Source organism: Liquorilactobacillus mali (assembly GCF_001437155.1).
Classification (GTDB): Bacteria; Bacillota; Bacilli; order Lactobacillales; family Lactobacillaceae; genus Liquorilactobacillus; species Liquorilactobacillus mali_A.
On sequence record NZ_JQAR01000051.1, the window covers coordinates 1 to 4,113 of the forward strand.

A 4,113-nucleotide genomic window follows, 5' to 3' on the forward strand; every position below is an offset into this window, starting at 1 on the left:
CGAAAACCAGGGAAAAACTTTGTTCATACCGCTTCAGCCTTCCTAAAAACTAAGCCAGGCTAGTTTGATTGTCAAATATAAATGTGCTTTCTTTTGAATAATTTAGTTAAGAAATATAAGGACTTAGTAAATGAGATCATGTAATCTATAATTAGAAATACATAGAAGAACAGGACTGCAGATTAAATTATATGTTATTTAAGAGATTAGTAATAATTTAGATCAATTAAAAGATAATAGATGTAGGATATCAATTAACTTCCAGTTAAACTTTCTGGGAGTTTTTTATTAAGCATGTACTAGAGAAATAGGGGTTGTGGATATAGGGAAGTTAGTTTCAGAGTAGGATTAACTGAAAAGAGATATCTGGTTTTAAATGTTTTAAATAAGTTAGGGATTGCGACTGTTGATCAGATCATGAGGTTAACGTCTTTTAATAAATTAACAATCTATTATGTATTAAAAGAATTTGAGAAAAAAGAGTTAATAAAGAAATTCATTCCGGATATTTTAGTCACCATTGTTTTCGAAGGGGCCACCAATGGCCCAGGTCAAAGAGGTTGACGACCGAGAAAAAATTATTGTGGCCAAATTGCGCAAAGTCCGTGAACAAAAGGCCGACTTCGTCCTTTAAAAGTCGTGTTCGGCATTTAATTCTCAAAATTGATTTATCGGGGTTAACCAACAGTTACAGCTAACGCAATGTTTCAGTCACGTTAGTGAAAGTGAGATGAAAATGAAACACGTTGAATTGGCCTTTCGCCAGTGTCTAAAAACAGTTCAAATAGTCTAAAATACGATCGGTTAATGTACGTGGATCATCAATATTTGCGAATTGATATCGTAGCCCCACAAAGGTCTTTATATTCTCGCAGCAATCCAAAATACTTTGGCCGTGGCCGCGGGATTACTTTTTATTGTTTCTGATCAATACATCGGCTTTCATGGCATGGTGGTTGCGGACCTTGCGAGATTCTCTCTACCTATTAGAAGGCTTTTTGAATCAAAGTAGCAGTTTGGAACCCACTCAGATTATGACGGACACCGCTGATTATCAAGCCTTAAAAGGGGTTTCTCAAAATCGCATTAATTTAAGGTTAATTTAAGGGCGTTGGGAAGATATTTTACGCGTTGCCGGTTCTTTGAAGTCTGGCAAGGTTAATGCAACGGAATTAACTCAGGCTCTGTAGCGCGAAGGCCACCCAACCGTTTTGGGCAAAGCGATTACTGAATATGGCAAAGTCTATAAAACGAAGAATCAATTGCGCTATCTCTCAGATGAAATTTATGCGCGTCAAATTTTGGAACAGCTAAATAAAGGTGAAGCCCGTGCGATAATCCCTTTATGGTTGTCAGATGAAATACTATAATTCATCTGACAACCATAAAGGGATTTTTGTATGCCTAGAGCTAGACACACGCTTCAGGAAAAGTTGGCGCTGTTAGCTGAATTCAAGCAATCAGGTTTATCAATTGGGACTTTTACCAGACAACATGGTATCCATCGAGAAACGCTCATGCGTTGGCAGTCGCGCCTTGAACGTGATGGGTTGGCAGGGCTCACGGAAGCGCACACAAATAATCATTATTCCAACGAATTGAAACTTAAAGCTGTTCAGGCTTTTTTGGCCGGTGAAGGGTCACTGCTGGATTTAGCCACAAAATTTGGTTTACGTTCATCAACACAACTCGACAACTGGGTTTCCAGGTATAATAGGGATAAAGCCTTGACGGCCAGACCGTCTAGAAAGCGGGTCCCTACCATGAGTCGGCAAACAACTTTTGAAGAACGCATCAAGATCGTTGAATATGTGACTAAAGCTAAACACTCGTATACCGAAGCCGCGGATCACTTTCAAGTCTCCTACCAACAGGTCCGTACTTGGGTGATCAAAAAAGTGGCGGCTATGAAGCGCTCGTAGATAACCGTGGGCATCGAAAAGCCAATCATGAATTAACCGAACTAGATAAGGCTAATCTCCAGATCCGAGAACTAAAAGCACAACTGGCAGATAAGGAACTCTACGAGGCCTTCATAAAAAAATTTCAGGAACTTCAGCGCAGGGGGTGAACAAACCACATCGGCTGGCTTACCACGCTATCAAGGTAGTCAGCCAAGGTAATCATGGTGCCGTAACGAAACTTTTAACCGTTATCGGCGTCAGCCGACAAGCTTATCATAAAGGGCTTAGACGACAGGAAACAACATGGGAAAAGCACAATAAACAACTCAAAACACGCACCCAATATTGGTTTGATTTTCACCACCAAGGTATCGGTGCTGGAAATCTTCTGACTAACTTACAAGCGGATAAACTAATTGATTTTCCGGTAACTTTGAAGCAAGTTCGCCGGGTCATGCGTGAACTTGATATTCGCTGTCAAGTACGGCCAAAGAAGCATAAACGGGCCAAACAAACTGAACAATATTTACTCGACAATGTTTTAAAGCAAAACTTTCAAGTGACAGCGCCCAATAAAATTTGGTTATCTGATTCAACTGAACTAACTTATGGGCTTAATGGTGAGTACAAAGTCCGCTTAAGTGGTGTCTTGGATTTATATGGTCGCCGACTCTTGGCATACAATCTCAGCGCCACAGAAACGAGTGCCGCTGAGATCCAGGTTTTTCAGCGTGCCTTTACTGCAGTTGGTAAGGTCCCATCACTTATTCACACCGATCGTGGTTCGGCGTATACCTCAAGAGCGTTCAATCATTTCATCAATCAATTTGAGATCACCCGCAGTATGTCGCGTCCAGGAACACCATATGATAACGCCCCGATGGAACGCTGGTGGAATGAATTTAAACTTCGCTGGATGGCGCGTCATCCGCGAGCAAAGACCTATCAAGAGTTAATAACGCTCGTTGAATCAGGAATCGAATATTTTAATCATGACAATCGCTCAGCACAAAGAAATGGCCTCACCCCGGATGAATACTGGAATGAAGCCATCTAAGTGACCAAAAACTTTATATTATTTCATTTGTCAACTTGACAGGGCCTAGTGCAAGAATTTCGCACGCGTTTAACTGCATTTATTGAAAGTGGGGTCTTTGGTCAAATGGTGATTGGAAATGAACTAAGAAATAGTAAAAACCTTGTAATTGCTGCAACAACCATCTTTACCCGCGCTGCAATTAAGGGTGGAATGCATCCTGAATCAGCCTATGCATTAAGCGACAAGTGTGTTCAACGAATTGAAAAATTGAAGAAAATAGACAGTATTGTAGAATTGATGCAAGAAATTGGTGAATTATTTGTAAAACGCGTCCGTGCGGCACAAAATTTTTCAAATTCTACCATCGTTTTCTTAATTCAAGATTATATTTTTAAACACTTAAATGAACCATTGCGGTTAGAACAAATGGCACAAGATTTAGGTTATTCTAAGCCTTACCTCTGCCGCGTATTTAAACAAGATACCGCTCAAACAATCGTTAACTATGCCAATGAACAAAAAATGCGTGAGGTTCGCAGTCAACTGGTCTTCTCTAACAAGACCGTCACAGAAATTGCAACCATGCTCGGGTTTTATGATCAGAGCTACTTGACAAAATTATTTGTTAAACACACTGGAATGACTCCTACCGAATTTAGAAAGAAATATCATATGTGATTGTCTTTTGAAGTTAATTACAAATTACCCAATCTGATTAAAAATAATCACACCTCCTATTTTTAATATTTTCTCAGTAAGTAAACTGGTGTACAACTCCATGCATGGTAACAACTATTAATTGCAACGCTAATATAGGGGGAAAACTGGGAATTTTCCGGTTGAAATACTTCCTAGAAAGTATCAGCTCCATAATCAAGCTTTTTTCCCAATAATTCTTAATTAACTCAATTGCTGCGTTTCAAATAATGTTTCAGCAATGTGGTGATACATGTACGATGTCGCAATTCCTTTAACTGGAAAGAGATTCTCTAAAGCAGCATCCATTAATTTTCGATTTTGTTCTATTGGTAAGACTTTAGTTAAAGCCATCCAAACTTGGCTTGCAACATTGCTTTCATTCTTCGGGTCACTCACAAGTTGTGAATCTTTTAGGTGTACCCAGGTGGTACACTTTTTTAGTTGTGCTATACTAAGAAAAACATGTGTACC

The 4,113-nt window shown here is 39.5% G+C and carries 3 protein-coding genes and 2 pseudogenes; 4 read left to right on the top strand and 1 reads right to left on the bottom strand.

Annotation, left to right across the window (positions count from 1 at the left end):
• Positions 1 to 541 precede the first annotated feature (541 nt).
• The 4 genes and pseudogenes from IV36_RS12625 to IV36_RS11590 form a co-directional block, all read left to right on the top strand.
• Positions 542 to 1,331: pseudogene (locus IV36_RS12625) on the top strand (Tn3 family transposase); the annotation flags it as partial.
• Between the two features lie 69 nt (positions 1,332 to 1,400).
• Entirely contained in the window at positions 1,401 to 1,922 is a 522-nt protein-coding gene (tnpA, locus tag IV36_RS11580) for an IS66 family insertion sequence element accessory protein TnpA (RefSeq protein WP_235810339.1), read from the top strand.
• A 145-nt stretch (positions 1,923 to 2,067) separates the two neighbouring features.
• Positions 2,068 to 2,961: an IS3 family transposase gene (locus IV36_RS11585; protein ID WP_056992647.1), complete on the top strand. Its 894-nt coding sequence runs from the start codon at positions 2,068 to 2,070 to the stop codon at positions 2,959 to 2,961.
• Positions 2,962 to 3,009: 48 nt separating this feature from the next.
• Positions 3,010 to 3,621, top strand: coding sequence for an AraC family transcriptional regulator (locus IV36_RS11590; protein ID WP_235810340.1), 612 nt, complete (start codon positions 3,010 to 3,012; stop codon positions 3,619 to 3,621).
• A gap of 222 nt (positions 3,622 to 3,843) precedes the next feature.
• Here IV36_RS11590 and IV36_RS11595 read toward each other — a convergent pair.
• A pseudogene (locus IV36_RS11595) lies at positions 3,844 to 4,113 on the bottom strand (hypothetical protein); the annotation flags it as partial.